This window comes from Peribacillus sp. TH27 (assembly GCF_016650915.1).
Classification (GTDB): Bacteria; Bacillota; Bacilli; order Bacillales; family DSM-1321; genus Peribacillus; species Peribacillus butanolivorans.
Genome location: NZ_JAEKEV010000002.1, coordinates 3,662,826 through 3,686,570 on the forward strand (window position 1 = coordinate 3,662,826; position 23,745 = coordinate 3,686,570).

Genomic DNA, 23,745 nt, shown 5'->3' on the forward strand with positions numbered 1-23,745 from the left:
AACCAGGCTTCAAACCTGGTTCTTTGTTATTTCTTATGAAAAAGCCACTTTTAATCGATTAAGCCCATCCAACAGCACACTGCGTGAACAACCAATATTCATCCGGACGAAACCTTCTCCGCCTGGGCCATATTTTGAACCAGGCTCTAATGCGAGCTTCCCTTGATGGATCAGTCGTTCCTTAATTTCCTTGTCGTTCAATCCTAGATCACGGCAGTCAATCCATAAAAGGTAAGAGGCATCCGGATGCATGACGTGCAGTGCAGGAATTTCAGCAGCAATGAATTCCTCTGCCACTTTTATATTCTCCTCGATGTAAGCAATCATGTCTTTCAGCCAGGGTAAGCCCTCTCGATACGCGGCTTCCATAGCTGTTAAAGCTAGGATGTTCAGTCCATGAAAGGCCAGTTTCGTTTGAGCCTTTTGCAATTGCTTCTGCAGTTTTTCATTACTGGTGATCAGGAATGAAGCCTGAATGCCGGCTATATTGAATGTTTTACTTGGTGCCATTAACGTAACTGTTATATCCGATAATTGTTCTGAAAGTGAGGCGATGGGATAATGTCTGGATGTTGAATGGAATAAGTCAGCGTGAATCTCATCACTGACTATGATTACATCATATTTTACACAGAGCTCGCCAATCCGCAGGAGTTCGTCTTTTGTCCAAACGCGTCCGCCGGGATTATGTGGACTGCAAAACAGGAATAGTTTCACTCCACTTTTCAGCTTGTCTTCAAAATCCGTAAAATCAATCTTAAAGCGATCGTCTTCTATGATAAGCGGACTGTTGACCACTTCCCGGTCATTATTTTTGACCATATCAAAAAATGGTGTATAGACCGGTGATTGTACCAATATTTTATCACCCGGGTTCGTGAATGCTTGGATCGTTGTACCGATGGCTGAAACGACGCCAGAGCTAAATGAGATCCATTCCTTTGTGATGGGCCAGGAGTGCTGGTCTCTAAGCCAGCTTTGAATTTCGGTGAAAACCGTTTCGGAAGGGACGGTATAACCGAAAATCGGATGATTCAGGCGTTCAATTAACGCTTTTTGAATGCCCTCAGGAGAAGGGAAATCCATATCGGCAACCCACATTGGCAGTACATCTTCTCTTCCATACAATGATTTAAGCGAGTTTTTATCCCATTTTACTGATCCTGTATTTTCCCTGTTAATGTGTTCTTCAAAAATTGACTCTTTCAAAATATCCACCACCGATTTAAAAATTTGTCGTCTTCGCGAAAAGCGTGTTGTTATGATACTATGATATCATGTTCTCTGAATATATTGAGCAGGTGATGATTATATGGATACACAGCAAATGAATTTAGCGTTGGTTGCTGTTTTGCAAGAATGGGACCCTTTTCAGATTGGCGGGGAACTATATGAGCCCGAAATTGCGGATACAGTTGTTGCAATCCGAGATATAGATAACCCACAGGAACTGGCGATAAAAATAAAATCTATCTATGAGTTCGCATTTGATGCGCCCGTTATGATGGAAAAATGTCTGGATGTTGCAAAGAAGCTGCTAATCATAAAGAATGATGCCAGCTGCTCGATCTAAAGACTGTGAAGGATGACCCGAAATAAGGGTCATCCTCTTTTATGTTTGGATAGTCGGTGTCCTTAAAAATTCCTTAATTAAGTGATACACTTCTTCGGGATTCTCCTCTGGAAGCAGATGTCCTGAATTTTCTAAGACGGCAAGTTTTGAATTAGGAAGGTCTTTATGTAACCTTTCACCAATCTTCAGGGGTACTACTTTATCATGCCGACCCCAAACAAGCAGACAAGGCGTTTGAATCGAATAAAGGTCCTCCTCTAATAAATCGACTTCCTTATCGCGTAGCATCCTTCCTAGCGCACGAAATATATCATGCTTCTTAATGAATGGTTCTAGATAGCCTTGCCGCATTTCATCATCAATCATGGCTTGATTATGAACAACGTTTTTCAAGTTCTTTTCTATCCCCGACTTTTGTAGATACCGTTTTATTCCGAACGAAAAGAAAGGCAGATAGCTAATCATCTTCATTTTTTCTGAATAGCTAGGCTGATAGCCTGAACCGGCAAGGAGAATGGCATGTTCGACCAGGTCCGGATGTGATTTAATGAGTTGCAAGGAAACCTGGCCACCCATAGAGTGCCCGATGATACTAAATTTCCTGATGTTTTTGCCTTCTAAAAACTGGACAACGGATTTGGCGATATTCTGGAAAGAATATGTATATCGATAAGCTTTCCCGCTTTGACCGAATGGAGGAAGATCTATCGAGATTACATTGAAATCTTGGATTAAATAAGGTACTAATTTACGGAAGCTGAAGCTGGATGATAAAAACCCATGCAGTAATACAAGGGTCGGAAAGGAATCATTAATTTGATCATATTCAAAATAGATATCAATATTTCCCACCTGTTCGATGCCTTTAATTGTGTGACCTTCCATATAAAGCTCCTTCTCTATTATTATTTCTCATCTAAATAAAAAGAGATATTGTCTCAATCACAGATTTTCCCTGAAAATCCAAAAATTCTGTCCTTTAACGCTGTTGCATAACAGTAATTGTAATAATAACCATGAAAAAAGACAATTACTATAACAGGTTTTCAATCAATTTTGATATAATAGTGTAAGTTTATCCTGACAGAATAGGACTTATTAATTTATATTGTCGTACTTGATTCTATAAAAGTCTAATAAGGTAATTCATCAGACTATCTGCCAGCCAAACATCACGTCTAAATTAGTGAATTCCAAAAGGGGGGTTTTCCAATGCACTTGAATGAAGAGGAATTGGAAGTCTTGAGAATCATTGAAAATAACAGCCGGATTGATCTGAAGGATTTGGCGAAAATGACCGAGTTATCAGAAGCGGACATTGAAGTAACATTAAAAAAATTAGAAGACATGCGTGTGATTGTCCGTTATTTAACAGTTATTAACTGGGCAAAAGTGGATGAATACCATGGTGTCACTGCGATGATTGATGTAAAAGTTACACCAAAACGCGGTGTTGGTTTCGATGAGGTCGCAAAACGAATTTACCGGTTTAAAGAAGTAGAGTCCGTCTATTTAATGTCTGGAGCCTATGATCTTTCCGTCATCGTCGAGGGACGTTCGATGAATGAAGTGGCAAGCTTTGTATCAGAAAAACTTTCGACACTTGATTCTGTTATATCTACTACGACTCACTTTATTATGAAAAAATACAAGCATGACGGCACTATATTTGATCAAACTGAAGAAGATAAGCGGATAGTGGTGTCACCATGATTAAAACGAGTTATGTTTCAAGGACGATTGCAGAGCTAAAACCATCAGGAATTCGCCGCTTCTTCGACTTGGCTGCCAATTTGGAGGGTGTCGTCTCACTTGGTGTAGGTGAACCAGATTTCGTTACATCATGGGCAGTAAGGGAAGCAGCTATCAACTCATTGGAGGAAGGATATACCTCATATACAGCTAATGCCGGATTATTTGAATTAAGGTCAGAGATCAGCAAATATATGGAGAAGCAGTTCCATGTTTCGTATAGACCTGAGGATCAAATTATTGTAACGGTTGGAGCAAGCCAGGCGCTCGATATTACGCTGAGAACTATTTTGAATCCAGGTGAAGAAGTTATCGTCGTCGAACCTTGTTTTGTCGCCTATGCACCCCTAGTGACCATGGCAGGGGGGATTCCAGTCACGGTTCAAACCTCTAAGGATGATGACTTTAAGTTAACACCCGAACAACTTGAAGCGGCGATTACTCCTAAAACGAAGGCCGTTTTAATCTGTTCGCCGAATAACCCTACAGGTACTCAACTTGAGCAGGCAGAATTAGTGATGCTTGCTGATATCGTTAAAAAACATGATTTACTAGTTATTTCCGATGAAATCTATGCGGAGCTTGCTTATGATGAGGTATTCACTTCTTTTGCAGCTATTGATGGCATGATGGAACGTACAATCGTAATCAATGGATTTTCTAAAGGTTTTGCGATGACTGGATGGCGTCTAGGATTTGTATGTGCGCCTAAAGAAATTTCTGAAGCAATGCTGAAGCTTCACCAATATGCGATGATGTGTGCCCCAACTATGGCGCAGCATGCAGCATTGGAAGCATTAAAGCACGGGATGCAAGATGTGGAAGAGATGCGAAGGAGTTATCGAAGAAGAAGGAATTATATAGTGAAATCGTTCAATGACATCGGTCTGGACTGTCATAAACCAGGAGGGGCCTTTTATGCTTTTCCATCTATCGAAAAAACAGGGATGACTTCGATGGAATTTGCAGAAAGACTTCTGAAGGAAGAACTAGTTGCTGTTGTGCCGGGAGATGTATTTGGAGAAAGCGGTGAAGGGCATATCCGCTGTTCTTACGCTTCTTCCATGGAGCATCTTCAAGAAGCACTGAAAAGAATGGAACGTTTCATGAAGAATCATTGTTGAATAAAAGCAAAAAAATAGGGATCCTGTCGTTACTTACGACGGATCCCTTTTCCATAGGGGGAATTAGAAAAAAGAGTTAATCTAATGGATTAACATAGAAAGTGTTAATCATAGTATATCCGATAATTTGGAAAAAAATACATGTGCAACCAGCATTTTTTTAATTAAGTTTGTGTGTTATATAATTTATTCATAACATTCAGAATTTGCTCTTCACTAAAATCTTTAGCTGTTCTTAGGATAAGTATTGCCTTTTCGGTTCCAATCTCCTCAATTAGCTTTTCGATTTCCTCGTCAACACCAGCGGCATTCACTGTTGGACTAACTTTTAAAAATTCTGAAGCTGGAATATCAAGAACGGTAGAAAGCCGCAAAATGGTTTGTGTATCAGGGACTGACTCACCTGATTCATACATTTCAATTTTCTTGGTGCCAATACGTAATTTTAAAGCCAGTTCCTGCTGAGTGAGGTTATGATCTTCTCGGTACTGACGGATGTTCTTCGCGATATTTGACATTGTCAAGCACTCCTTTATCAGGAAATATTCTTTATATGATTATTTTACCATATTATAGTATAAGTAAAGTGAATGAATATGTATGTTTTGTGAAAAAACGCCACATCGAGAAAATATCGAAGCGGCGTATTTGGGATGTTACATTAGATTTATCGACTTGAGAAACACGGGGATATTCATGATTGGTACGATGTAGCGAATCAAGAAAAACCAAACTCTTCAACATTAGGTAGTGTTTTAAAATTACAATCTTTAGAAAAATAAGTGAATATGTTAAAGGAAATCATGTTTAATTGCATATTTTTAGGTTAAGTTATAAATAACAATCTTATAATAATAAGTATTTCCAAAAAACAAACATTTTTATTGAGTAAAAACCTAAAAAGTATGATATACTTAACTTTGATTATTTTCCAATTATGTGATATAATTTTTTATTGCGTGAAAAGACGAAAAAATATATATAAAATAGGAGTGTTACCATGTCTGAAAAATTCGAAATTGGTGCGGTAGTTACTGGCAAAGTAACTGGTATTCAACCATACGGTGCATTTGTTGCTCTAGATGATTCAACTCAAGGTTTAGTTCATATTTCTGAAATTACTCACGGATTCGTAAAAGATATTAACGAACATTTAAAAGTGGGCGATGAAGTAAAAGTTAAAGTGCTTTCTATCGATTCAGCTGCTGGAAAAATTGGCTTATCGATCCGCGCAACAGAAGAAGCTCCTGAGCGTACTGAAGCTCCGAAAAAAGCTCCGAAAAAACGCCAAGCATCTGTTAAAGCAACATCTCACATCGAATCTACTGAAGGCTTCAACTCTTTGAAAGACAAACTTCAAGCTTGGATTGAGCAATCTCAACGCGAAGACCTAATCAAAAAATAATTTTTTTAACCGACAGATCCTTTGATCAGTCGGTTTTTTTGTGCTTATTAGCATTTTCATATAGCATTTCGACCCTTCATATTCAAATCATCAACTCGCCAAAGTGCGGGTTATCTCTGTTTGAACGGTGAAAATAATTGCTTCTATCGGGAACTTTCATGGTCGGACGACGACAGCCATGCCGCTCTCCAATACGAAATATAGAGATGAATTCCACTTGTTTTTATTACTGATAAATTAAGTCAGGTGGAAAATGTTTGCTTGTGATTGAAGAAGAATTGAAGTCGGATATATAAACTCTGTAAAGCTGTAAGAAAATGCGAAAACATCATTCGATTTGTACTCCGATGTAATTGATAAGCCAGAAATTGATTAGGACTTTGAACGCATTGAAAAAAAGTATTAATTAAAATAAAGCCGGGGCATGAGGTTATCATGGACCGGCTTTATTTATAGGACAAACAAATTATCTATAGACCTAAGACTTTCAACGAGTTGGCTTAGCTTCAGGCTCTCTTGAAACTTCAGGACTTGGTTTGAAGAGAAGACCAAGGTTAATAAGACCGGCAATTCCTACTATTCCATAAACGATACGAGCCAATGCAGCATCTTGTCCGCCGAAGATAGAAGCAACTAAATCGAATTGGAAAAACCCGATTAATCCCCAATTCACGGCACCGATAATTGTAAAAACAAGTGCAGTTCTTTGTATTCCACTCATTGTACAGCCTCCTTTTTTAATAAGTAGTTCTTTATTTATCATGCTTTTTCACCATGCAAATATACATCCGGACAAAACTTCCGAACGGATACTTTGTATTTATATGGAACTTTCGGCATAATGAAGAAAAGCAAAAACTCACCATTGCCCAAGAGGTGGATATTGTGGCCTGAAAAAGAGGACAATGTGTCATAAAAGGAGAGAATGTATTGGAGAATTTTACTTATAAAAATCCTACTAAATTAATTTTTGGGAAAAATCAGCTTGAAAGTCTAAAAACAGAAATTCCACCCTTTGGTGATAAAGTGTTACTTGTATACGGCGGTGGAAGTATAAAGAAAAATGGTCTGTATGATAAGGTAATCACAGCATTAAGGGAGATTAATGCGGAAGTACATGAACTTGCCGGAGTTGAACCGAATCCACGCATTTCTACAGTCCGTAAAGGTGTGGAGCTTTGTAAGGAGCATCAAATCGACTTTGTACTTGCAGTTGGCGGAGGAAGCGTTATTGACGCTACAAAGGCCATTGTTGCAGGTGCGAAATATAAGGGAGACCCATGGGATCTCGTAATTAAAAAGGCACCAGTGAATGAAGCCCTTCCGTTTGGCACAGTGCTGACTATAGCCGCAACTGGTTCTGAAGCAAATCCAGGTTCTGTCATAACAAATTGGGAAACGAAAGAGAAATACGGATGGGGAAGTCCTTTAGTTTATCCGCAATTCTCCATTTTAGATCCCGTAAATACTTTTTCGGTTCCAAAAAATCAAACGGTCTACGGAATGGTTGATATGATGTCACATGTGTTTGAATCATATTTTCATCCAGAAACCCATGCACCTCTTCAGGACCGCTTTTGTGAATCTCTCTTGTTGACGGTCATCGAAACGGCTCCAAAGCTATTGGAAGACCTGGAGAATTATGAGCACCGGTCTACGGTATTATATGCGGGAACACTTGCCTTAAACGGATCTCTAGGGGTTGGTTACAACGGCGATTGGGCTACACATAATATTGAACATGCAGTTTCGGCGGTATATGATATCCCCCATGCTGGAGGATTGGCTATCCTATTTCCAAATTGGATGAAACATGTGCTCCATGAAAATGTCAACCGTTTCAAGCAGGTTGCAGTCCGCGTATTTAATGTAGATCCGAATGGTAAAACGGATGAGGAAGCTGCGCTTGAGGGCATTGAACGACTTCGTACATTTTGGAGCAGCTTAGGGGCGCCGACACGTCTTGCGGATTATGGTATCGACGACTCGCAGTTAGAGATCATGGCCGATAAAGCCATGAGCAGAGGAGATTTTGGCCAATTTAAAGTGTTGAATCGCGAAGATGTTCTTGCCATTTTACGGGCTTCGTTATAATTCGAGTTATAAAGCTGAGTTCTCCCATCACAAATGGTGGGAGAAATTCTTAAACGAAGGGTATAATCTGATGTTTACTTTATCGATTCCTTGATTATGATTAATACATCAGATAAAGTGAAAGAGAATCTTAAAATTAGAGGAGGAATTGGCTTGGCCCATTTACATTTCGATTATTCAAAGGCTCTACCGTTTTTTGGAAAGCATGAAATGACTTATTTACAGGATGCTGTAAAAGTGGCACACCATTCTCTGCATGAACAGACAGGGGCAGGCAATGAGTATCTTGGCTGGATTGATTTACCTGCTAATTATGATAAGGAAGAATTCTCAAGGATTAAAAAAGCAGCCGCTAAAATAAAAGATGATTCAGATGTGTTATTGGTTATCGGAATTGGCGGATCCTACTTAGGGGCACGTGCTGCCATTGAGATGCTTCAACATAGTTTTTATAATCTTTTGCATTCGGACAAAAGAAATACACCACAAATTATATTTGTCGGTAACAATATCAGCTCTACATATATGCAAGATGTTATGGATTTATTGGCGGATAAGGATTTCTCCATCAATGTAATTTCAAAATCGGGCACGACAACTGAACCTGCTCTTGCGTTCCGAATTTTCCGGAAACTGCTCGAACAAAAATATGGTGTCGAAGAAGCGAAAGGCCGGATTTATGCGACCACTGATAAAGAAAAGGGCGCTTTAAAAACGGTAGCAACTGAAGAGGGCTTCCAAACCTTCGTTATTCCAGATGATGTTGGTGGCCGTTATTCAGTATTAACAGCAGTAGGGTTGCTTCCAATTGCAGTGAGCGGTGCAGATATCGACCAAATCATGGAGGGTGCCGAACATGCAAGAGTGGACTTCAGTTCTTCTGAGCTAGCTGATAATCAGGCATACCAGTATGCAGTGGTCCGCAACGTTCTATACAATAAAGGTAAGACTATTGAAATGCTGATAAACTATGAGCCTGGACTTCAGTACTTTTCCGAGTGGTGGAAGCAGTTATTCGGAGAGAGTGAAGGGAAAGACCAAAAAGGAATTTTCCCTGCATCCGCCAACTTTTCAACTGACCTGCATTCATTAGGACAGTATGTTCAGGAAGGACGCCGCGATCTTTTTGAAACGGTCATCAAAGTGGAAAAAGCTCGTCATGAAATTTTAATTGAGGAAGCGGACAATGACTTGGATGGTTTGAATTATTTGGCGGGAGAAACGGTGCAATTTGTCAATAATAAAGCTTTCGAAGGTACGCTGTTAGCTCATACAGACGGTGGTGTTCCAAATCTGATTTTATCGGTGCCGCAGCTGGATGCGTATACATTTGGCTATCTCGTATATTTCTTCGAGAAAGCTTGTGCGATGAGCGGTTACCTACTAGGGGTCAATCCATTTGATCAGCCTGGAGTGGAAGCGTATAAGGTGAACATGTTTGCCCTTCTAGGTAAACCAGGTTATGAAAAGAAAAAAGAGGAGCTCGAACAGCGCCTATAAGCATTTATTAAAAAAGGTATCAAGCTGGATTACACTGTCCAAGCTTGATACCTTTTTTGTTTTTATCTAATTTTAGTAAATGTAAATCAAGGGGAAGTTAAAATACATCCCTGATAATGGTAATCACAATATTAATATAGAAGTGAGGGATTATGATGCAAGTATCATCGACGACATATTAGGTTCTACAAGTTCTGCAATGGGTAGCTTCTCAGTGCCATCAAAGTGCTTGAGAAACAGAGGAGTGAGCTCTAGGGTGATATTCAGGAAGCTTACCTATCGGATGAAATGGCTGAAGCAATGCAGCAGAAGGTCCAGCAGCTGCAACAAGAAAAGCAGCAAATTGAGACAAATACATCTATTGCAAATGGACGAGACAAAAGAAGCAATAAAGGTGAAGAGACTACGAAAAAGAGTGGGGATAGCTTGGAAATCAGTGACAAAGCTAATCTCCTCTATGCTCAAACGAGGGAGGAATAGTAGTAATCCTCAGGTTTTTTTAAAGCCTTTTTGGTTATGCTAATAAAAAATTAGCGAAAGAGGTTTTTACAATGATTAAAATATCTTCTGAGTTGGAAGGGAAAACATTCGGTTTATTTGATCTGGAGACGAAGTTAAAACCAGAAGGCTATGTGATAGGCGGAGGCTGGGACTATGACCATGGATCTTTTGATTATAAAATGGATGACAGTGATGGTTATCAATTTTTAAGAATTCCTTTCAAGGCTGTTGATGGGTCTCTTGATACGGATGGGGTGATGGTAGAACTTTTACAACCGTTTTTGTTATCTCATAAGTACGAGGATGGTACTGACGATGAAGGAAATATAGGTAACATTGCAGCCTCCTTCAATCAGTTTGCTGAACCGGAAAATCCAGATGCGGAGTTCCCGGAGAACTATATCTCATACGGAAAATCACTAGTCCATGATTTGGAAAAGCTTTTAATACATTAATCTTCAATGATTAGTAGGGTGTCATTATGATGAATGATTATATCTGCAGGGGGTTTGATAATTGTCTCGCCTCCTGAAATGATACCGACTAATAAAATGTTTTTATCAAATAACTTAACGCTCAATTCTTTGAACGACAAACCTGTCCATTCGATATGAGTGGGCAGCTGTTTAATGTTCAAACTCCACTTTTCTATTTTCTCTTCAAACTCTCCTGCCATCCCTTTCCATAAACAATCCTGCATATATTCACTTGCAAACTTATTTGTTTCTACGATACCGTCTGCCCCAGCTCGTAAAGCATTTTCCTTTTGTTCCTGCGTTAAAATTTCTACTAGACAATACACATTCGGATTTAGTCCTTTGACCGCTAGTAACGTTAAAATCGAGAACATGTCGGTTTGAAGTTCATTTTGCTTTAGATCAGCAGTGATAAGAACTCGTATGGCTTGTTTTATATTAGCTTGTTTCAAAACGGAATCTAAGGTTGCTTTTCCTTGTATAAAGTGGATATTTGTTCTGGGAAGCGGGTGCTTTTGTAACGTATCATCTATCAGGACAATAGCTTGATGGTGCTTACTATCATGAATGTCACTGATGATTCTTTTAGAACGACCATTCCAGCCAACGATGATAATATGTCCTCCACTAGAGAACTCCTTTTTTCCTGTTAGATATTGCCTTTCATTGGAGATAGACATTTTAGCAATTTGAGCAAAATAAGAAGTGACCAGGCCGGCACCTGACAAAATGAGGAATATTCCAATGATCTTTCCAATATCCGTCATTGGAGTGTAATCTCCATACCCTACCGTTGACATAGTTACGATTGCCCAATAGATACCATCAAGTAGGGTAGGGAAATTCCGTGGCTCAACTAGATGAATCAGTATACCAAATGAGAGTAAAAATAGCGCGATGATAGAAAGCAATCTAATAAATCGCGGAATTCTTGGAAAGACGGTATTGAATGGTTTGATTCGAATCATGTTTTTCACACCCCCTAGATGTACCTTTTTAGTATGGACAAAAAAGGAATAGCTCATAAGGATTGGCTGGACAAATTTTGAATGAGTCCCTCTAATGAAAAAAATTTTTCATTATAGTAACAAGGAGTATAGAAGAATCTGAGGGTGAAAACCTGGGTATTATGACGACATTGGATCCAAAGTACCTTCTAGATCAAGGGTTCATAATGCAAACTGAAAAATTTCTTGATGGATTCCTTGATTTTGTCGAGACTGATATCAAAAAGATTAAAAACCTAAGCTTCAGTAGGCGATTAAGGAGGAAAAATGATAAAAGCCTTCCGTTAAACGACGGAAGGCTTTTATAGATGAGTCACGTATCCTGGAACTGGACTTTATGCTCGATGTTAGATTATATGCAAGCACTTTCCGCGATATTCCTGAAAGTTTTACGATTGGTGATTCAAACCCTTCTTCGTACGTTAAAGTTATCGCTTATAAGAAGCCAGTTTTGAGGGAAGGCTAGACCGAGCTTCCAATAACTCATACCTCTTAGATTCAATTCTTTGATTAAATCAAACTTTGCCTGAATAGATCGGGCATCTTCAAACCAGACCTCATGCTGTTTATCCTCAACGTCTGTATATCTAAAATGAGGAGCCTGCGCTTTTTCATCATACTCGATTGATACGTTATTGGTTGCTGCAATCTGGATGGCCTGCTGTGGACTGATGGCCTTGGCAATGGAACCCTGCACAAAGGGCAATGTCCAATCATAGCCATATAGATTTTGCCCCATCAGGATTTTGTTGGCTGGAATATCCGTGATGGCATATTCGAGAACATCGCGGACAGGGCCTATTGGTGATACAGCCATTGCGGGCCCGCCGCTATATCCCCATTCATATGTCATGATGATAACAAAGTCGACAATTTCACCATGCGCTTTATAGTCATGCGCTTCATACCAGCGTCCTTTTTGCTCTGCACTTGTTTTCGGGGCTAGTGCAGTTGATATGAACCATCCTTCTTTTTTGAAACGTTCCTTGGCTTTTCGGAGAAATTGATTATAGGCTTCTTTATCAGACGGCCGTAAAAACTCAAAGTCAAAGTGGATATCCCGGAAACCATATTTCTTCGCAGTTGCAACGATGTTGTTCAGGAACTTATTCTGAACGGAAGTATTCGTTAAGATGATTTGCCCGAGCTCATCGCTGAATTGGTCATTTTCCTGATTCGTGATTACCATCATTAATACATTTTTATTTTCTTTGGCAATGGTAGGAAAGTTGTTGAGCAATGGCTCCTTTAAGGAGCCGTCACGAAGCGCCTGAAAGCTGAAAGGAGCTAAATAGGTTAAATAGGGCGCAGCTTCCCTTGCAGCTGTCTCAAGGGCAGGTGCGACGGTCGTGCCCCGCGGCTCGACATAGCCATTAAATTCAGCTGTCCTTTTCTTTTGTGCAGGAATGTAGAGACGGTATCCAACGGATAAAGATTGATTTTCGGAAATACCATTTATATTTGCCAATTCTTGAACAGGGACACCAACTTTTTTAGATATCGAAGATAAACTATCGCCGGATTGCACGAAATAATAACTGCCGACAATTGGAATGACAAGGGCCTGCCCCGTAACAAGATTATTTGGGTTAGGGATCTTATTTGTTTCCACGAGCCGGTCAACGCTTACGCTATACGTCTGGGCGATGCCAAATAACGTCTGGCCAGGCCTAACCACATGAATTTGCAATTCTTTTCCCTCCTACTGAAAGTTTCCTAACAGTTTATGAGCCTAAAAAGAAATTCATGATAAAGAGCTTTGGATTGAAGGGAACGTAAAGATAAAATAATTCAATAAATTGGCAATAATAATTTAAGCTAAAAATGCTAATTAATATTAGTAGGAGGTGAAAAACACATGGCAAACAACAATAGCAGCAATCAACTAGTAGTAGCTGGTGCAGAGCAAGCTCTACAACAAATGAAGAATGAAATCGCTAGTGAATTTGGCGTAAACTTAGGTGCCGACACTACTGCTCGTGCTAACGGATCTGTTGGTGGAGAAATTACAAAACGTTTAGTGCAAATGGCTGAACAACAATTAGGCGGATATTCTCGTTAATTAACTGAATAAAAATGGATTAGGAAGAGAAGGAGCATCGTCCTCCTTCTCTTTCGCATTATTTTAGTCGCTCGTTTGCCAAGCTTTTAAGGTCTTGATTGCCTTTTCAGGAAAGTCCGTCATAATCACATCGACATCCATTTCAGCGAGCCTGATAATGTCAGCTTTATTATTGGCGACCCATGGCCGGACTTTGTATCCAAGTTTTTTCGCATAGTGATTAATAGTTTCAGTCAGGCTGTTTCTATCAGGGTGGAACCCAGCTTCTTTTTTTGCGCTTAAGATTTCTTCGATGTTCTCAGGCAGTCCCTCAAACAATAAGGCCCGCTCGATTTCAGGAGCCAGCTTCTTCACTTTCTCAATTGATTGATGATTGAAGGAGGACAGAATCACACGATTTTCCAATCGGTACTGACGAATTAAATCAACAATTTTCTGTTCAATTCCTTCATATGGGAGCTTATCCGTTTTGATTTCGATATTCATCAACATTGTATTATCTATAGCCCAGTCGAAAATTTCTTTTAAAAAAGGAATCGGCTCTCCTTGGAATTCCTCAGAAAATTTGCTCCCAGCATCTGCTGTTTTCAATTTTTGTGCTGAACAATCTTTTACATAACCTAAAAGGGAAGTAGTTCGGTCAAGTGTTTCGTCATGGATAACGATCATTTCTCCATCTGAACTAAGATGGACGTCAAACTCAATTCCCTCAGCCCCGATTCGTGCTGCCTCTTTAAAAGCGGCCATAGTATTTTCAGGATGTGTTCCTTTGGACCCTCTATGGGCGAAAATTTGGATGTTTTTCAAGTTCATCACTCCTTTTAGAATTTATCTTTATACCTATCATACATGTACCCCAAATTTCTTTCAGCAATGTTTAATAGACAATATATTAAACAACTAGTACAATACTAATGGTATTTCCATAAATAGGTGTGCGAATTATGAGGTGAAAATAATGAATATGTGGGAAATCTTTGTAGCGGTTATCCTTGGACTAGTAGAAGGATTAACTGAATTTGCTCCTGTATCATCTACAGGGCATATGATTATTGTTGATGACATATGGCTGAAATCGAACGAGCTTTTTGGAAGTGAAGTGGCCAATGCATTTAAAGTTGTAATCCAGCTTGGATCGATTCTTGCTGTAGTCGTTCTCTTCTGGGGTCGATTCATGGACTTGCTTGGTTTAAGGAAAATGAAAAACCCATCTGCTCCAGGGGGACAAAAGCTCAACCTATTGCAGATACTCGTCGGATTGTTACCGGCTGGCGTATTAGGTTTATTGTTTGAAGATTATATTGATGAAAACTTATTTAAGATGAAGACGGTTATCGTTGGATTAATCTTGGGCGCATTATTGATGATTGCTGCTGATAAATTCCGTCCAAAGATGACTGCTGAAACGGTTGATCAAATTACTTATAAACAAGCCCTTGGGGTCGGGTTAATTCAATGTTTGTCCCTATGGCCGGGATTTTCCCGCTCAGGTTCAACGATATCAGGCGGTGTGCTATTAGGTATGAGCTACCGGGCGGCTTCTGATTTCACTTTTATCATGGCAGTTCCAATCATGGCTGGTGCCAGTTTGTTGAAAATTATAAAATATTGGGATATTTTCACACCTGAAGTTCTGCCATTTTTTATCGCAGGCTTTATCAGCGCATTTATTTTTGCGTTATTCTGTATCCGCTTTTTCTTGGTTTTAATCAATAAAGTTAAATTGACTCCTTTTGCCATCTATCGGATTGTCGTGGCAGTTGTGCTTATGTTTATTTTTTGGTAATACGAACTTAATCCTTAAGGAATATCACATCCATCCCTTTTATCAGGGGTGGTTTTTTTGTATTTTTTTAAAATAATGCGAAAGTTCCCCTTAAATATAGCGAACGATTTTATAATAAAAAAATTTTTAATTCGCAATTAGTCGGTAAATAATCGTTTAATTCCTAAATGTAAAAAAAATATTCGGTTTTAAGGTATCTAATTCAGAATTAGAAAAAAATAAATAAATTTTTATAAAACGCTCTCAGTGCAGGAACACCAACAGTTTCAGACGATGATGTAATATTCCAACTATTGCATAAACTATTCCCGAATAATTTTTATGATATAATTTTAGTATAAAATAAGTACATGTGTACACGTCGGGAGGACATCATGGGGAATGACCAATTGAAGAAAACGATTGGCTTTTGGGTTGGAACATCTATTGTAGTTGGTACAGTTATCGGCTCTGGTATTTTCATGAAGCCTGGTGACGTGCTTGAGTTAAGTGGTAATTCAACAATGGCTTTATTAGCTTGGTTGATTGGTGGTTTAATTACACTAGCTAGCGGATTGACAATTGCTGAAGTAAGTACACGCATTCCTAAAACGGGTGGTTTATATGTCTATTTAGAGGAAGTGTACGGAAAAGTATGGGGATTTCTGTGCGGCTGGGTTCAAACATTAGTATATGGTCCTGCAGTTATGGGCGCACTCAGTTTATATTTTGGGTTGTTAGTGGTAGGGCTATTTAATATCTCTACGGATTATACATTGTTTATAGGAATTCTAACGATTGTATTTTTAGCCGGTATGAATCTGCTAGGGACGAAATACGGCGGTATGATACAAGCATTATCGACGGTTGGTAAATTGATTCCGATTATTTTCATTGCAGTATTCGGAATTGCACAAGGTGAGATGCCTGTATTCAATATAGATAGTGAAAGTTCAATGAAAATCAGTATGGCCGGTGCCATTTTGGCTACACTTTGGGCATATGACGGCTGGATGAATGTCGGCTTCATGGCAGGCGAAATGAAAAATCCACAGAAAAATTTGCCACGAGCGATTATTACGGGAATTCTTGTGGTCATGGTTGCTTACTTAGCTGTAAACCTTGCTATGCTACATGTATTGGGTGCAGAGGGTATTATAGCTAATGGAACAAATGCAGCAAACGTTGCGGCCACACTTCTTTTTGGAGAATTGGGTGGGAAATTAATAGCGATCGGAATATTGGTTTCAATTTTTGGTTGTTTGAACGGGAAACTTCTAACCTTTCCGCGTATAACACTAGCAATGGCGGATAATAAAATGATGCCTGGTCATAAACAAATCAGTAAAATATCTCCTAAGTTTAAAACACCTATTAATGCAACCATTTTACAAGTGGTCATAGCGATTATCTTGATGGTTGTAACAAATCCCGACAAACTTACCAATATGGCAATATTCTCTGTCTTTAGTTTTTATGGGCTAGCCTTCTTTGCAGTCTTCATCTTACGCAAAAAAGACCCGGATGCAAAAACGTATAAAGTGCCTTTTTATCCGTTAGTTCCTATTATTGCAATTGCTGGTGCAGTTTATATTGTTGTGAGCACATTAATTGATACACCGTTAGATGCTCTTTACTCGGTAATTATTGTGATCGTTGGTATGCCGGTATACTGGTTGCTTACAAAAAGTGAGCGGAATGAGAAGCAATCAAATTAATGATTTAAGAAACCCTTCACTTGTGCGGTGAAGGTTTTTTTAAATTGAATCTAAAATTTTTCCGTTCAACAACTTATGGCGAAATAGACAACTCAGGCAGATAGTATTAACATAAGAGAAAGTTTAATATTGAAAGGTTTGAACAACAGTGAATTATATTGAGCCTGCTGGTAAATCATTCAGAAAGACAATCTTGGCTTTATTTCTTGGAAGCTTTGTAACATTTGCTGATTTATATAGTACTCAACCAGTCATTCCGGTATTCGCAAAACAATTCGGAGTCTCCCCAGCGGTGGCAAGCCTGACACTATCTTTCGCTACAGGGACACTTGCCATTTGTTTATTGCTAGTTTCCTTTTTCTCTGAAAATATCGATAGGAAAAGGATAATGGGTACAGCGCTCACGTTGTCTGCATTGTTATCTATATGTGTCAGCTTTATTCAAGACGACCTATACATCTTGATCGCAATCAGAGCGGTTCAAGGAGCGGTGCTTGCAGGTTTCCCCGCGATAGCAATGGCCTATATCAGTGAAGAATTTCATCCGAAAAGTCTGGGCTATGTGATGGGAATATACGTGAGCGGTTCGAGTATCGGCGGACTGGCGGGCAGGCTCATTGTAGGAGTGCTGACTGATCATTTCTCATGGAATATAGCGATAGGTAGTCTTGGGGCTTTGAGTTTGATTATTAGTCTAGCCTTTTGGTGGATGCTTCCTCCTTCACAGCATGCTGTTCGCAATAAAATATCGTTGTCGAGAATTAAAAATTCACTTATTAACAACTTAAGGAATACTAGACTAGTACTCTTATTCGGCATGGCATTCTTATTAATGGGCTCGTTTGTGACTGTTTATAACTTTGTAGGTATACCATTAATGGGACCGCCGTATCATTTATCACAGACATTGATTGGTTTCATTTTTATTATCTATCTCGTTGGGACATTTAGTTCAACGTGGATGGGAAAGTTGGCGGACCAATTTAGTCGGAGGATCGTTCTTCTTTCCGGAATAGCCATCATGCTAATGGGTGCCCTTTTAACCTTATTAGGCCCACTTTTATTAAAAATAATGGGTCTGGCACTTTTTACATTTGGTTTTTTTGGAGCTCATTCAATTGCGAGCAGTTGGGTCGGAAGGTTAGCTAAAAAAAGTGAGAAGGCACAAGCCTCCTCTTTATACCTTTTGTTTTACTATGCAGGGTCTAGTGTCGTAGGGGCATCGGGTGGACTATTTCTGATGAAGTTCGGCTGGAGCGGGGTCATTTCAGCAGTATCCATCCTAATCATTCTCGCTGCCGTGTGTGCCATGATGGTTGAAAAGGTGAAAATCGCTCAATAAAAGTATCTTTTCTATCATATTTGCCGAATTTCTGAATATAATCTAGTGAAAACGGATAAAGAATAATAGATTGATAAGAGAAGAGGGTAGTGGATAGAGTGAAACAAAAAGCTGTAATTCTCATTGGCTTAGTAGCCGTTTTAATTATATTATTCGTTGTATACTTAACAAGTCCAAGTCGTTTGGAAAAGGTAGAGATTGTAGAAAAATACTACCCACATTTTTCCGATGGCAAGGCGGTCGGTTTTAAGACGAACGAAGTCATTGATGTGTCGGAAACCGAAGAGGGATCCAATTGCGCAATGAAATTCAACAATGGGAAAACGTTGGAAATTGATTGTGACCGTTATTTAACATACAAAATTGATGAAACAGTCTATATTACTTCTGATGGGAAACAAGTAAAGGAAATTCGAAGAAAAAGGTAGTGCTCGTCAATCACACAGAATACATAAAATAACGGTAAAGCTGATTTTGTTTAAATAATAAAATCAGCTTTTTTTTACTTTGATGAATTTCGAACCAATTTCGAAAAAATTGTGGAAGAAGCAGCGATGTGAAACGCTTTTACTGCTACAAGGGAACAATCGGCGGCCATTGAAGAGATTAGTGCTTTTGCTGAACATCCACGCACATTAGAAGGTGAAATGGATGAGATGCAATCATTCATACGTTTAAAGTTTGGCTTTTTATCCAATCCATTTAAAAACCCAGACCATAATGGACTGGGTTTTTTATTTTTTTTTCTTACTTTTACTTTTGTCCTTTTTATTGCGCTGAAGTATATCTAAGATTCTACGCTTGTTGTTTTTACTATTTATGAGTTCGACTAAATCACTCATGTTCTCAGATTCATAGTCTTGTTGATTTTTTTTCATCGGATTCCCTCCATGTCATATATCGTAATACCCTTTTGAAGACTCAGGTAAACGTCTTTTATCATATTGGTAATTTTAGGATCTTATTTCTTTTTTTAATTATAATTTGATAAAATGTGAAAAAAGCCCTGTGTGGGAGGCCTACATGGAAGAACTAAAATTGATTGGTGAGAAAATAGAAAAATTCAAATATATTTTAGCGGAACATATTGAGTTGTTTGAAGAAGAGGAATCTCTTTATAATTTGGAAATCAGTAAAGAGGTACGGGCTCAGCTTATTCAAATTCATGCAGATGCGTTAATTCATGGAAAATCTCAAGCAATGGAAAGTATGAAAAAAACGGGTATGGAGATTGGAAAGCAAATCGTGGATATGGGTATTCCTTTGGATAAACATATTGAGGAAATACAGCTGGTTCGTAATCTTTTCTGGAGTTTTATTGAAGAAGAAGTAAGCAATCGCTACTATTCCATTGAAATTTTATTAAAGGGAAGTTCTATAATTGATGCAATCTTGGATCAGTTCATTCATTGCGTGAGTATAAGTTATGTGAATTATTATAAAGAAATAGCCACAGCGGCGAATGAATCATTGCAGAAAATTAAAGAAAATCAAGAAGTTATGGAAGAATTGGCAACACCAATTGTCCAGACCATTTTCAAAGACGTTCTTCTCGTACCGTTAATCGGCCGTATGGATGATTGGAGAATGGAGTCCATGCAATCGACGGTTCTCCAAAAATGTGCAGATTTACATGCAGAAGTTTTGATCTTGGATTTCTCTGGCATTACCTTTACGAAGGAAAATAATATGTTCTTGCTGCTTGATCAATTGGTAGGAGCACTGTCGCTGATGGGAACGGAAACGATGTTTGTCGGTTTTACTCCGGATGTGGTTCGGCAAATTGTCCAACTTGATTTTGCTAATCGGGTAAAATCCTTCCTATCATTCGGACAGGCTCTGGATTATATCTTTAAGCAAAGAGGGCTGGCTCTTCAACCGGTGAAATGAAGGTATCCTTTTAAAATGAGGGTATCTTTTTTTATGGTACTGCTTAAAAAAATTCCATAAACAGAGGTATAGAACTGACTGGCTTTGCTTACCGTTCCTGTATGCTGCATCATTAATTAGGTTTACTTTACCTGTGTAGATTGAAGTGAAAATGAATTTTTATATCATCATGGCAATATTTCAACATGTTATAGTAAAAAATGAAACAAATTTAGTAAATGATCAAAGGGGATAGAAGTTTATCGACCAGATGAAATGGCCGGATTACATATGCTTGCTTCTCTTCCTAATAATTGGACATTCAAAGAGAGTTGGGTACTACTGGAAGTGCAGCAGGGCGCAAGCGTTAAAATAAAAATTGGATATAGTAAAGCGCAAAAACAAGAGCTGCCTGTAAAATAAAGGGACGGTGGATAAATAGTGCTTTTTAAGAAAAGGGATGAACTGGATCCAAATAAAAAATGGTACAGTATAGGAATCATGACGGATCATGGGCTACAAGATGAAGAATATGATGCTTTAATAAAACGCATTCACGATTCGGTCGAAAATGTTGTAATCATATCGGATTTGGTCAGGGTAGAGTGGGATGAAGAAAAACTGCAAACCTTGAACGAACGATTTCGATACCCGACATTTTCTGATCCTTGTTTTATTATTAATGAATTCAAATCAGTGGATATAAAAAGAGAAAGGAAGCTTCTGGAGAAAACCCATAAATGGAAGAGGCTTTTTGGTCTTATATCCCCGATTGAATACATGGTTGCAGAGACAAAGGCGGCCCACGACTTTGACAAGGCCCTTTATTATACGGATGATGTAGACAATGCGATTGAATATCTTACAAAATAATGTTGAACACGCCGATACTCTGTTTCGGTGTGTTTTTTTATTGTTTATTCCCAGGGCGACTTTTTCGACACTGTGAAAAAGAATTTCCTTTTCCTCATTAAAAAATCGTGATACCAATTGACATGATGCTTGATTCCTTTTCATATTTGATAGATAACAGGAAAAATAGAGAAAATCAGGAAGGTAGTAGGAAAGATGGATAGAAACGCGAATAACTAAAGTAGAAAGAAAGAGAGCTTTAAAGGGAAAGGGAGATGTAGCAATGGAAGCTGTCGTACCTCAGCAAAAACCAAAACGGAAGTGGAGAAAACGCGTCCTATGGAGTTTAGGAATTCTGATTTTACTTTTGCTGTCTATCTTGATTGTAGCAAACGTATTTCTATCGCGCTCACTGCCGGAAACCAAGGGTGAAATATTACTATCCGGTCTTTTGCAACCGGTTACAGTAGTGAGGGATTCCAGTGGGGTACCGCATATCAAGGCAGAAAATAATCATGATTTATATTTAGCGCAAGGGTATATTCAGGCCCAAGATCGTTTATTTCAAATGGATTTAAGCAGGCGCCAGGCTTCAGGTAGATTAAGTGAAGTGATTGGTGAGAAGACAGTTAAAAATGATAAATATTTTCGAACGCTGGGGTTGAGGCGGGCTGCTGAATCCTCCTATGCAGAGTATACAAGTGAAGGGAAAGAAGCCTTGGATGTGTTTGCCGAAGGGGTAAATCTCTATATCGATGAATTGAAGGAGAACGGAAATTGGCCGGTAGAGTTCACTTTACTTGGCTATGAGCCAGAACCCTGGACACCTGTTGATTCTCTCACTATAGGAAAATATATGGCCTTTGATTTGGGCGGGAATTGGGAAGACCAAGCGTTTAGACAGTATTTGCTGCAAACTTTTTCAAAGGAAAAAGCGTATGATTTATTCCCGAATTATCCAGAGGATGCTCCTTATATTATCAGCAAGGACGAACTTGATATTGAAAAAAGCTTTGCTGGGGCAGTTATTCCTTATGAATTCAACGGCAGCAATAATTGGGTCGTTTCGGGGAAGAAAACAGATTCAGGTCAGCCGCTTTTGGCGGATGATCCCCATCTAGGCTTAGCCACCCCGTCTGTTTGGTATCAAATGCACCTGGAGGCTCCGACTGTCAATGTGAGCGGTGTTATTTTTGCCGGGATTCCGGGAATCATTCTCGGTCATAATGAAAAGGTTGCCTGGGGTGTGACCAATACGGGGCCGGATGTTCAGGACCTGTATATCGAAAAGAGAAATCCAGCAAACGAGAATGAGTTTGCTTACAAAGATGATTGGGAAAAAGCTGATATCTTGGACGAACCGATCAAGGTGAAGGACGGTAAGACGCTCGATTATAAAGTGACGGTTACCCGCCATGGGCCGGTTGTCTCTGAGTTTGCTGGTAAAAGTGGAAAAGATACTGTCCTTGCGTTAAGGTGGACAGCACTTGATCCATCTGCCGAGCTGGAAGCGGTATTGAATATGAATAAAGCGAAAGACTGGAAAGAATTCGAAAAAGCCCTCTTGAAATTTGAAACGCCGGCACAGAATTTTGTCTTTGCTTCGGTCGATGGGACTATTGCTTATAAGGCGAACGGGAAAATCCCAATTCGGAAAAAAGGGGATAGTATGTTACCTGTCCCTGGTTGGACCGATGAATATGAATGGAAAGGCTATATCCCGTTCGATGAACTCCCAAAAACGATCAATCCAGAATCAGGATTTATTTCGACAGCAAATAATAAGGTTATATCCGATGATTATCCTTACCATATCAGCAATAACTGGGCGCAGCCATACCGTCAGATGAGGATCCAGGAGTTTTTACATGCTAATAAAAAGCTCACCACAGAGGATATGCAAAGTCTGCAGATGGATCAGTTAAACCTACAGGCTAAGGAGTTTGTCCCTCAATTTTTAGAGGTGTTGAAAGGCTCATCTGGTAAACAGGAAGACCAAGCTTTAAGAATTCTGAAGAAATGGAATAACATTGATTCTATAGATGCAGCAGCGCCGATGATTTTTAATGTCTGGATGAAAAAGATAGGGGAAGTTCTGCTAATGGATGAAATACCTGAGGAAACTCTCAACCTCTTTAATGGAAGGCGATCCGCCATTGATGAACTGCTGCGGCGGGCACTGGACGGGAAGCCAGGTCCTTGGATAGAAGAAGCTGGCGGACTTGAGCAAGTACTCGCAAAGTCATTACAACAGACATTGAAGGATCTGGAGAAATCACAGGGTAACGACATAGCTGATTGGGAGTGGGGGGATTATCACCAAGTCCGCTTTAACCATCCTCTATCGAGTGTTGCTCCGTTGAATTATTTGTTTAACAACGAAGGTGGAATTCCAGTCGGCGGCAGCAGTGTCACCGTACAGGCAGCAGCATTTCTAGATGATGGAACCGTCAATCATGGAGGCTCATGGCGCTTTGTCATCGATCTATCTGATATGAATCAAGGCTACCATCTCGTTGGTCCGGGTCAATCAGGTAACGTTAAAAGCAAATGGTACCACGATCAGCTTGATGATTGGACTGACGGAACCTATCATAAAACCGTATTAGATCATCCAAAAGGCGATAAACTGATATTAAACCCATAAGAATTAGCGTAACCTTACTTGCTTTGATAGAAGTAAGGCTTTTTATGATACTGGAGTG

The 23,745-nt window shown here is 39.3% G+C and carries 24 protein-coding genes; 16 read left to right on the forward strand and 8 right to left on the reverse strand.

Going from position 1 to position 23,745, the window contains the following annotated elements; all coding sequences use genetic code 11:
* Positions 1-33 precede the first annotated feature (33 nt).
* Entirely contained in the window at positions 34-1,209 is a 1,176-nt protein-coding gene (locus JFU24_RS18985) for a MalY/PatB family protein (protein WP_201222749.1), read from the reverse strand.
* Positions 1,210-1,312: 103 nt separating this feature from the next.
* Here JFU24_RS18985 and JFU24_RS18990 point away from each other — a divergent pair, with 103 nt between their 5' ends.
* Entirely contained in the window at positions 1,313-1,573 is a 261-nt protein-coding gene (locus tag JFU24_RS18990) for a DUF1871 family protein (protein WP_201250297.1), read from the forward strand.
* 39 nt (positions 1,574-1,612) lie between these two features.
* Here the strand turns inward: JFU24_RS18990 and JFU24_RS18995 are convergent, their stop codons facing one another.
* On the reverse strand, positions 1,613-2,458 hold the full coding sequence (locus tag JFU24_RS18995) for an alpha/beta fold hydrolase (RefSeq protein ID WP_201222751.1): 846 nt from the start codon (positions 2,456-2,458) through the stop codon (positions 1,613-1,615).
* 327 nt (positions 2,459-2,785) lie between these two features.
* Here JFU24_RS18995 and JFU24_RS19000 point away from each other — a divergent pair, with 327 nt between their 5' ends.
* Positions 2,786-3,286: an Lrp/AsnC family transcriptional regulator gene (locus JFU24_RS19000; protein WP_053348753.1), complete on the forward strand. Its 501-nt coding sequence runs from the start codon at positions 2,786-2,788 to the stop codon at positions 3,284-3,286.
* Entirely contained in the window at positions 3,283-4,449 is a 1,167-nt protein-coding gene (locus JFU24_RS19005; protein WP_056525678.1) for an aminotransferase, read from the forward strand. The genes JFU24_RS19000 and JFU24_RS19005 overlap by 4 nt, the downstream gene beginning before the upstream one ends.
* Before the next feature lie 164 nt (positions 4,450-4,613).
* Here JFU24_RS19005 and JFU24_RS19010 read toward each other — a convergent pair whose 3' ends face one another.
* Positions 4,614-4,967 (reverse strand): helix-turn-helix domain-containing protein, encoded by a 354-nt coding sequence (locus JFU24_RS19010; RefSeq protein WP_053348755.1) that lies wholly within the window; start codon positions 4,965-4,967, stop codon positions 4,614-4,616.
* 482 nt (positions 4,968-5,449) lie between these two features.
* Between JFU24_RS19010 and yugI the strand changes: the two genes are divergently transcribed.
* Entirely contained in the window at positions 5,450-5,854 is a 405-nt protein-coding gene (gene yugI / locus JFU24_RS19015) for a S1 domain-containing post-transcriptional regulator GSP13 (RefSeq protein ID WP_201187152.1), read from the forward strand.
* Between the two features lie 487 nt (positions 5,855-6,341).
* On the opposite strand, the gene JFU24_RS19020 is transcribed toward yugI, so the two are convergent.
* A complete protein-coding gene (locus JFU24_RS19020; RefSeq protein ID WP_056525676.1) occupies positions 6,342-6,575 on the reverse strand; it encodes a DUF378 domain-containing protein in 234 nt (77 codons plus the stop codon).
* 209 nt (positions 6,576-6,784) lie between these two features.
* Here JFU24_RS19020 and JFU24_RS19025 point away from each other — a divergent pair, with 209 nt between their 5' ends.
* The 4 genes from JFU24_RS19025 to JFU24_RS19040 all read left to right on the forward strand — a co-directional run bounded on the left by JFU24_RS19025 (position 6,785) and on the right by JFU24_RS19040 (position 10,404).
* Positions 6,785-7,948: an iron-containing alcohol dehydrogenase gene (locus JFU24_RS19025; protein ID WP_201222753.1), complete on the forward strand. Its 1,164-nt coding sequence runs from the start codon at positions 6,785-6,787 to the stop codon at positions 7,946-7,948.
* A 153-nt stretch (positions 7,949-8,101) separates the two neighbouring features.
* Positions 8,102-9,448, forward strand: coding sequence for a glucose-6-phosphate isomerase (locus JFU24_RS19030; protein WP_201222755.1), 1,347 nt, complete (start codon positions 8,102-8,104; stop codon positions 9,446-9,448).
* Positions 9,449-9,736: 288 nt separating this feature from the next.
* Positions 9,737-9,928, forward strand: a complete 192-nt coding sequence (locus JFU24_RS19035; protein WP_201187149.1) for a hypothetical protein — start codon at positions 9,737-9,739, stop codon at positions 9,926-9,928.
* A 71-nt stretch (positions 9,929-9,999) separates the two neighbouring features.
* On the forward strand, positions 10,000-10,404 hold the full coding sequence (locus tag JFU24_RS19040; protein WP_056525664.1) for a YugN-like family protein: 405 nt from the start codon (positions 10,000-10,002) through the stop codon (positions 10,402-10,404).
* On the opposite strand, the gene JFU24_RS19045 is transcribed toward JFU24_RS19040, so the two are convergent.
* Both JFU24_RS19045 and JFU24_RS19050 read right to left on the reverse strand, forming a co-directional pair.
* Positions 10,401-11,393, reverse strand: coding sequence for a potassium channel family protein (locus JFU24_RS19045; RefSeq protein WP_201187147.1), 993 nt, complete (start codon positions 11,391-11,393; stop codon positions 10,401-10,403). The genes JFU24_RS19040 and JFU24_RS19045 overlap by 4 nt on opposite strands.
* A 442-nt stretch (positions 11,394-11,835) precedes the next feature.
* Positions 11,836-13,122, reverse strand: a complete 1,287-nt coding sequence (locus tag JFU24_RS19050) for a glycosyl hydrolase family 18 protein (RefSeq protein ID WP_201187145.1) — start codon at positions 13,120-13,122, stop codon at positions 11,836-11,838.
* A 168-nt stretch (positions 13,123-13,290) separates the two neighbouring features.
* Here JFU24_RS19050 and JFU24_RS19055 point away from each other — a divergent pair, with 168 nt between their 5' ends.
* On the forward strand, positions 13,291-13,494 hold the full coding sequence (locus JFU24_RS19055) for an alpha/beta-type small acid-soluble spore protein (protein WP_053348762.1): 204 nt from the start codon (positions 13,291-13,293) through the stop codon (positions 13,492-13,494).
* Between the two features lie 63 nt (positions 13,495-13,557).
* Here JFU24_RS19055 and JFU24_RS19060 read toward each other — a convergent pair whose 3' ends face one another.
* Positions 13,558-14,301 carry a glycerophosphodiester phosphodiesterase gene (locus JFU24_RS19060; protein ID WP_201222759.1) on the reverse strand — a complete coding sequence of 248 codons (744 nt, stop codon included), beginning with the start codon at positions 14,299-14,301 and terminating at the stop codon, positions 13,558-13,560.
* Between the two features lie 151 nt (positions 14,302-14,452).
* On the opposite strand from JFU24_RS19060, the gene JFU24_RS19065 reads away from it, so the two are divergent.
* From JFU24_RS19065 to JFU24_RS19080, 4 genes are all read left to right on the forward strand, one after another.
* Positions 14,453-15,280, forward strand: a complete 828-nt coding sequence (locus tag JFU24_RS19065) for an undecaprenyl-diphosphate phosphatase (RefSeq protein WP_274608138.1) — start codon at positions 14,453-14,455, stop codon at positions 15,278-15,280.
* Between the two features lie 374 nt (positions 15,281-15,654).
* Positions 15,655-16,977, forward strand: coding sequence for an APC family permease (locus tag JFU24_RS19070; protein ID WP_201250298.1), 1,323 nt, complete (start codon positions 15,655-15,657; stop codon positions 16,975-16,977).
* 148 nt (positions 16,978-17,125) lie between these two features.
* Positions 17,126-18,319, forward strand: a complete 1,194-nt coding sequence (locus tag JFU24_RS19075) for an MFS transporter (protein WP_201250299.1) — start codon at positions 17,126-17,128, stop codon at positions 18,317-18,319.
* Positions 18,320-18,408: 89 nt separating this feature from the next.
* Complete coding sequence (locus tag JFU24_RS19080) at positions 18,409-18,747, forward strand: hypothetical protein (RefSeq protein WP_201250300.1); 339 nt, start codon at positions 18,409-18,411, stop codon at positions 18,745-18,747.
* A 306-nt stretch (positions 18,748-19,053) separates the two neighbouring features.
* On the opposite strand, the gene JFU24_RS19085 is transcribed toward JFU24_RS19080, so the two are convergent.
* On the reverse strand, positions 19,054-19,197 hold the full coding sequence (locus tag JFU24_RS19085; protein WP_201187137.1) for a hypothetical protein: 144 nt from the start codon (positions 19,195-19,197) through the stop codon (positions 19,054-19,056).
* A gap of 145 nt (positions 19,198-19,342) precedes the next feature.
* Here JFU24_RS19085 and JFU24_RS19090 point away from each other — a divergent pair, with 145 nt between their 5' ends.
* The 3 genes from JFU24_RS19090 to JFU24_RS19100 all read left to right on the forward strand — a co-directional run bounded on the left by JFU24_RS19090 (position 19,343) and on the right by JFU24_RS19100 (position 23,687).
* Entirely contained in the window at positions 19,343-20,209 is an 867-nt protein-coding gene (locus JFU24_RS19090) for an STAS domain-containing protein (protein ID WP_201250301.1), read from the forward strand.
* A gap of 420 nt (positions 20,210-20,629) precedes the next feature.
* Positions 20,630-21,061 carry a hypothetical protein gene (locus tag JFU24_RS19095; protein ID WP_201250302.1) on the forward strand — a complete coding sequence of 144 codons (432 nt, stop codon included), beginning with the start codon at positions 20,630-20,632 and terminating at the stop codon, positions 21,059-21,061.
* Positions 21,062-21,323: 262 nt separating this feature from the next.
* On the forward strand, positions 21,324-23,687 hold the full coding sequence (locus JFU24_RS19100) for a penicillin acylase family protein (RefSeq protein ID WP_201187135.1): 2,364 nt from the start codon (positions 21,324-21,326) through the stop codon (positions 23,685-23,687).
* Positions 23,688-23,745: the final 58 nt, after the last annotated feature.

Excerpts from the sequence above, each read along its gene's own strand:
- JFU24_RS18990 (WP_201250297.1), top strand. The coding sequence starts at position 1,313 with ATGGATACACAGCAAATGAATTTAGCGTTGGTTGCTGTTTTGCAAGAA.
- JFU24_RS18995 (WP_201222751.1), bottom strand. The coding sequence starts at position 2,458 with ATGGAAGGTCACACAATTAAAGGCATCGAACAGGTGGGAAATATTGAT.
- JFU24_RS19000 (WP_053348753.1), top strand. The coding sequence starts at position 2,786 with ATGCACTTGAATGAAGAGGAATTGGAAGTCTTGAGAATCATTGAAAAT.
- JFU24_RS19005 (WP_056525678.1), top strand. The coding sequence starts at position 3,283 with ATGATTAAAACGAGTTATGTTTCAAGGACGATTGCAGAGCTAAAACCA.
- JFU24_RS19010 (WP_053348755.1), bottom strand. The coding sequence starts at position 4,967 with ATGTCAAATATCGCGAAGAACATCCGTCAGTACCGAGAAGATCATAAC.
- yugI (WP_201187152.1), top strand. The coding sequence starts at position 5,450 with ATGTCTGAAAAATTCGAAATTGGTGCGGTAGTTACTGGCAAAGTAACT.
- JFU24_RS19020 (WP_056525676.1), bottom strand. The coding sequence starts at position 6,575 with ATGAGTGGAATACAAAGAACTGCACTTGTTTTTACAATTATCGGTGCC.
- JFU24_RS19035 (WP_201187149.1), top strand. The coding sequence starts at position 9,737 with ATGGCTGAAGCAATGCAGCAGAAGGTCCAGCAGCTGCAACAAGAAAAG.
- JFU24_RS19040 (WP_056525664.1), top strand. The coding sequence starts at position 10,000 with ATGATTAAAATATCTTCTGAGTTGGAAGGGAAAACATTCGGTTTATTT.
- JFU24_RS19045 (WP_201187147.1), bottom strand. The coding sequence starts at position 11,393 with ATGATTCGAATCAAACCATTCAATACCGTCTTTCCAAGAATTCCGCGA.
- JFU24_RS19055 (WP_053348762.1), top strand. The coding sequence starts at position 13,291 with ATGGCAAACAACAATAGCAGCAATCAACTAGTAGTAGCTGGTGCAGAG.
- JFU24_RS19065 (WP_274608138.1), top strand. The coding sequence starts at position 14,453 with ATGAATATGTGGGAAATCTTTGTAGCGGTTATCCTTGGACTAGTAGAA.
- JFU24_RS19070 (WP_201250298.1), top strand. The coding sequence starts at position 15,655 with ATGGGGAATGACCAATTGAAGAAAACGATTGGCTTTTGGGTTGGAACA.
- JFU24_RS19085 (WP_201187137.1), bottom strand. The coding sequence starts at position 19,197 with ATGAAAAAAAATCAACAAGACTATGAATCTGAGAACATGAGTGATTTA.
- JFU24_RS19090 (WP_201250301.1), top strand. The coding sequence starts at position 19,343 with ATGGAAGAACTAAAATTGATTGGTGAGAAAATAGAAAAATTCAAATAT.
- JFU24_RS19100 (WP_201187135.1), top strand. The coding sequence starts at position 21,324 with ATGGAAGCTGTCGTACCTCAGCAAAAACCAAAACGGAAGTGGAGAAAA.